The sequence below is a fragment of the Aquabacterium sp. genome (assembly GCF_021768455.1).
Classification (GTDB): domain Bacteria; phylum Pseudomonadota; class Gammaproteobacteria; order Burkholderiales; family Burkholderiaceae_C; genus Aquabacterium.
This window is the reverse complement of sequence record NZ_JAIZVX010000228.1, coordinates 1-4,158: the sequence shown is the minus strand read 5'-3', so window position 1 is coordinate 4,158 and position 4,158 is coordinate 1. Positions and strand designations below refer to the sequence as shown.

Annotated in this window: 4 protein-coding genes; 1 reads left to right on the top strand and 3 read right to left on the bottom strand. The window is 67.5% G+C overall.

Annotated features, from left to right (window positions below; genetic code table 11):
• Both QZ994_RS18980 and QZ994_RS18975 read right to left on the bottom strand, forming a co-directional pair.
• Positions 1–739 (bottom strand): metallophosphoesterase family protein (locus tag QZ994_RS18980; RefSeq protein WP_290877397.1); only part of this gene is annotated, 739 nt, incomplete at its 3' end.
• Between the two features lie 104 nt (positions 740–843).
• Entirely contained in the window at positions 844–2,487 is a 1,644-nt protein-coding gene (locus QZ994_RS18975) for a methyl-accepting chemotaxis protein (protein WP_290877394.1), read from the bottom strand.
• A 252-nt stretch (positions 2,488–2,739) separates the two neighbouring features.
• Between QZ994_RS18975 and QZ994_RS18970 the strand changes: the two genes are divergently transcribed.
• A complete protein-coding gene (locus QZ994_RS18970) occupies positions 2,740–3,024 on the top strand; it encodes an H-NS histone family protein (RefSeq protein WP_290877392.1) in 285 nt (94 codons plus the stop codon).
• Here QZ994_RS18970 and QZ994_RS18965 read toward each other — a convergent pair.
• The coding region (locus QZ994_RS18965; RefSeq protein ID WP_290877389.1) for a diguanylate cyclase at positions 3,013–4,158 on the bottom strand (1,146 nt) is incomplete at its 5' end. The genes QZ994_RS18970 and QZ994_RS18965 overlap by 12 nt on opposite strands.

Genomic DNA, 4,158 nt, shown 5'->3' with positions numbered 1-4,158 from the left:
CCTGGATCAGGCGCTCGGCCAGCGACTGCGGCAGGCCGGCCTCCAGCACGCGGCCGGCGGCCTTTTCGTGGTCGTAGGGCACGCGGAAGAAGGTGAGCTCGGTCTTGTCCGTGTCGAAGATGGCGTAGCAGGCGGCAGGGTTGCCGTCGCGTGGCTGTCCCACCGAGCCGGGGATGCCCAGCCAGCGTCGCGCCGGCGACAGGGGAATCGGCACACCGCCGATGGGCATGAACTCGCCCGACTTGCCGGTGGCGGAGAGGTTGTAGAGCGTGGGCTGGTGCATGTGGCCGCAAAACACGAACTGGTGTCGGCTGGCGAACAGGCTGCGCGTGGCTTCCATGCGGCCTTGCAGATAACCCCAGTTGGCCGGGTCGTGCACGTTGGCGTGGGCCACCAGGCAGGGGCCCACTTCGGCGGTGAGGGGCAGGCTCATCAGCCAGGCCTGTTGGCCCAGGGTGAGCTGAGATCGTGTCCAGGCCAGAGAGGGCAGCACGTGGCCCGCCATCTGGGTGGTGGTGTGCTCTTCGTCGAGGGCGTCGTCGTGGTTGCCGCGCACGGCGACGGCGCCCAGCTTCACTTGCTCGCGCACGAATTCCAGCGTCCAGGCGGGGTCGCCACCGTAGTCGACGTAGTCACCCAGGAAGACGAGCCGGTCGAAGCCCTGCTTCTGGGCGTGGGCGAACACGGCCTCGGTGGCCTGACGGTTGGCATGGAGATCGGACAGCAGGGCGAGTTTCATGGCGGCACGGGGAACACAAGCCGCCTAGTCTAGCGACCTGTACCTGCCTGTCGCTGTGCGTTGCCGCGCTGTGGCTCAGGGTTGACCCGAGCCGCAGGCCCGCCTCAGTGGGTGGCCTGGGCCTTCATGCTGCGGCGCAGGGCCACGGCGTCGGGCTGGCGCAGGCTGTCCTGGGTGTCCAGGCGGAAGACCTTGACCGCGTCGGCCAGGATGCGGGCTCGCTCGGCCAGCGACATCGACGCCGCCGCGATTTCCTCCACGGCGGCCGCGTTTTGCTGGGTGATGCCATCGAGTTGCGAGACGGCCGCGTTCACCTGCGAGATGCCGCTGAGCTGTTCGCGTGCCCCGTGGCTGATCGACCCCACCAGGGCGCTGACCTGGTCGACGGAGCTCAGTGCCGAGCGCATCGAGTCGCGTGCGGCCTCGCTCAGTTCTCCCCCCGCGCGCACCTTCTCGCCGGAGTCCGTGATCAGCTGCTTGACTTCCTTGGCGGCGGTCGCGGTGCGCTGCGCCAGGGCCCGCACCTCCGAGGCCACCACGGCAAAGCCACGGCCTTGCTCGCCCGCACGGGCCGCTTCCACGGCGGCGTTCAAGGCGAGGATGTTGGTCTGGAAGGCGATGGAGTCGATCACCTGGATGATGTCGTTGATGCGTTGCGACGATTCCTGAATGGCCTGGATGGTCTGCGTCAGGTTGTTGACGGCGCGGTCGCTGTCGTGGGTGATGGCGGTGGTCTGCTCGGCCAGGGTCGCAGCCTGTCCGGCGGTGTCGGCGCTCTGGCGCACGGTGCCGGTGATCTGCTCCATCGAGGCGGCGGTCTGCTCCAGGCTGCTGGCCTGGGCTTCGGTGCGGCCGGAGAGATCCTGGTTGCCCGAAGCAATTTCCTGGGTGGCCACCAGCATCTGGTCGACCTCGGTGCGGGCATCGCGGACGATGGCGCGCAGGTTGACCTGCAGCTGATTCAGGGCGCGCGTGATCTGGCCGATGACGTCGCGGCGATCGGAGTGCACTGGCGCGGTCAGGTCCCCGGAGGCCATCTGGTTGGCCGTGTGCAGCAGTTCCCGAATGGGGGTCACCGAGAGGTGGGTGAACACCACACGGCCGATCACGCCGAAGGCGGCGATCACGCCCAGGCCCAGCAACCAGGCCCAGGCATCGCGCTCCGCCATGTGGCTCGCCAGGACCGTGCCCAGTCCGAAGGTCAGGATGGACATGCCCAGGCTGGCCAGGGTGAGTTCACCGGCCAGGTCCACGTGCAGACGGTCTTTCAGGCGCCCCCAGGTGTCCAGGCCCACCACGCGGCCATTGCGCAGGCCCACGGTCTGGGTTCCACTCTGGGCTTCGGCGCGCATGGTGGCGTAAACCTGTTCGGCGGCGGCCACGTCGGCCCGGTCAGGCTGGGTGCGAACCGACATGTAGCCCACTGGCTGCTCGTTCTCCATCAGCGGGGTCACGTTGGCCTTGACCCAGTAGAAGGTCCCGTCTTTTCGGCGGTTCTTCACCATGCCCGTCCAGGGATGGCCATTTTCGATGCTGGCCCACATGTCGCGGAAGGCCTCTTCCGGCATGTCCGGGTGGCGGATCATGTTGTGGGGCTGCCCCAGCAGCTCTTCACGCTGGTAGCCACTCACCAGGATGAAAGCCGGGTTGCAATAGGTGATGCGGCCTTTGAGATCGGTGGTGGACACCAGGGACTCGCCGGCGGGATAAGGGTATTCCTGTGCAACGACGGGCAGGTTGGTTCTCATGCGTCCCTCAATTGGTCGATGGTCAAGTGGCTGGCTTGACAGGAAACGTGACCGTCCTGCCTGCGGTACTGCATGTGGGGATAACCCTTTTGGCTAGGTAAGTTTACGGCGCGGGTCGGGCGGCATTGAGGGCGTGAGGCCGTGATAAATCGTGCATATCAGGGGATGAATGCACGCAGGAGAGGTTTGTTAACATCCTCAGGTGTTCCGCTGGCAGAACACCCCACATTCGCAGGTCTGTTCCACCCCACCATGACCCCAGAACAAGAAGCCGTGCTGCGTTCGATCCGCAAGCTCGTTGATTTTTGGCGCATCACCCCCGGTGAACTGGGTGGCATACCGTCAGGGGCCCCAGCCAGGGTGCCTGCGCCCGCGAAACCTGCGCCCCGCGTGCCGGTGGTCAAGTACCGCCATCCGATCACCCTGGAAACCTGGGACGGCGAAGGCCCCCAGCCGCCGTGGTTGCGCGATGCCCTCACGCGTGAGGGCTACACGGTGGACGAACTGCGCGCCGCGCCGCCTGCCTCAGGCGGCTGAAACCTCGGCCAGCGAGGTCAAGCTGCCGTGGCTGCGCACGCGGCCGCGGCCATCCTGTTTGGCCTGGTAAAGCGCCTGGTCGGCCTCCCGTACCAGCTGGCTGGCCTGGTCGAGCACCCCCGGCCGGCATACGGCCACCCCGATGCTGCAGCTCAGGCGCACGCTGGCCCCGCGGTGTTCGACCACGGTCTGTCCGATGTCGTTCAGGAGGCGTTCGGCCACGGCCTGGGCGCCCTCCAGGTCGGTGTTGGGCATGAGCACCACGAACTCCTCGCCGCCATAGCGGGCCACGAAGTCGCAGGGGCGCAGCAAGGCGCGGCTCAGCACCCGGGCTGCGGCCTGGAGGCAGACGTCGCCAAAAGGATGGCCGTGGGTGTCGTTGATCCGCTTGAAGTGATCGAGGTCGATCATGGCAATGGCCAGGGGCTCCCGGCGCCGGCGGGCGTCGCGCCAGGACTGGCTCAGCCATTCCTGAAAGCGCAGGCGATTGGGGATCTGGGTGAGGGCATCGGTGCGGCTCTGGGCCTCGAGTTCCTGGGCGCGCTGCTCCAGCAAGGCCTGGCCGCGCAGGCGGGCCCAGTAGTCGTGCCCCACCAGGCGAGCGATGCCCAGCGAATAGCCAAAAAACACGGCCGTGAGCACCGCAATGGCCACGTTGACCTCACCGCCCTGCGGCAGCAGCGTCACCACCGTCGGGCCCAGGGTGACCAGGGGGTAAATGAGGGGCAGCGCTGCGTCGATCGCGACGATGACCGTGCCGCCGGCGGTGATGCCGACGGTGCTGACCAGCATCATCCAGCGCAGGTTGGGTGCATCGGGTGCGCTCATGATGAGTGCGCACAGCAGGCCCCAGTACAGGTTGTAGGCCAGCGACAGGCCGCGCATGGTGAGGCGCGCCCGGGGCAGGTCACGGGCCATGGCCACAGGCAGGTGCTGGTGATAGCGCCATCGCAGCCAGGAGGCCAGGCTCAGGGCGAGCCCATGCCCCAGCACCTCGGGCACGTGCCGCAGGGCGTAGCCGTCCATCCAGGTGAGGATGAACCAGATGGCGGGGTAGACGAGCAGGCCGTTGCGCATGCGGTGGGCGGTGTCCTGCACACAGCGCATCTGGTGAGCGGGGGGCAAGGCGCTGTG

What these genes read in the sequence shown, in the direction of transcription:
- QZ994_RS18975 (WP_290877394.1), bottom strand. Translation starts at nt 2,487, where the DNA reads ATGAGAACCAACCTGCCCGTCGTTGCACAGGAATACCCTTATCCCGCC.
- QZ994_RS18970 (WP_290877392.1), top strand. Translation starts at nt 2,740, where the DNA reads ATGACCCCAGAACAAGAAGCCGTGCTGCGTTCGATCCGCAAGCTCGTT.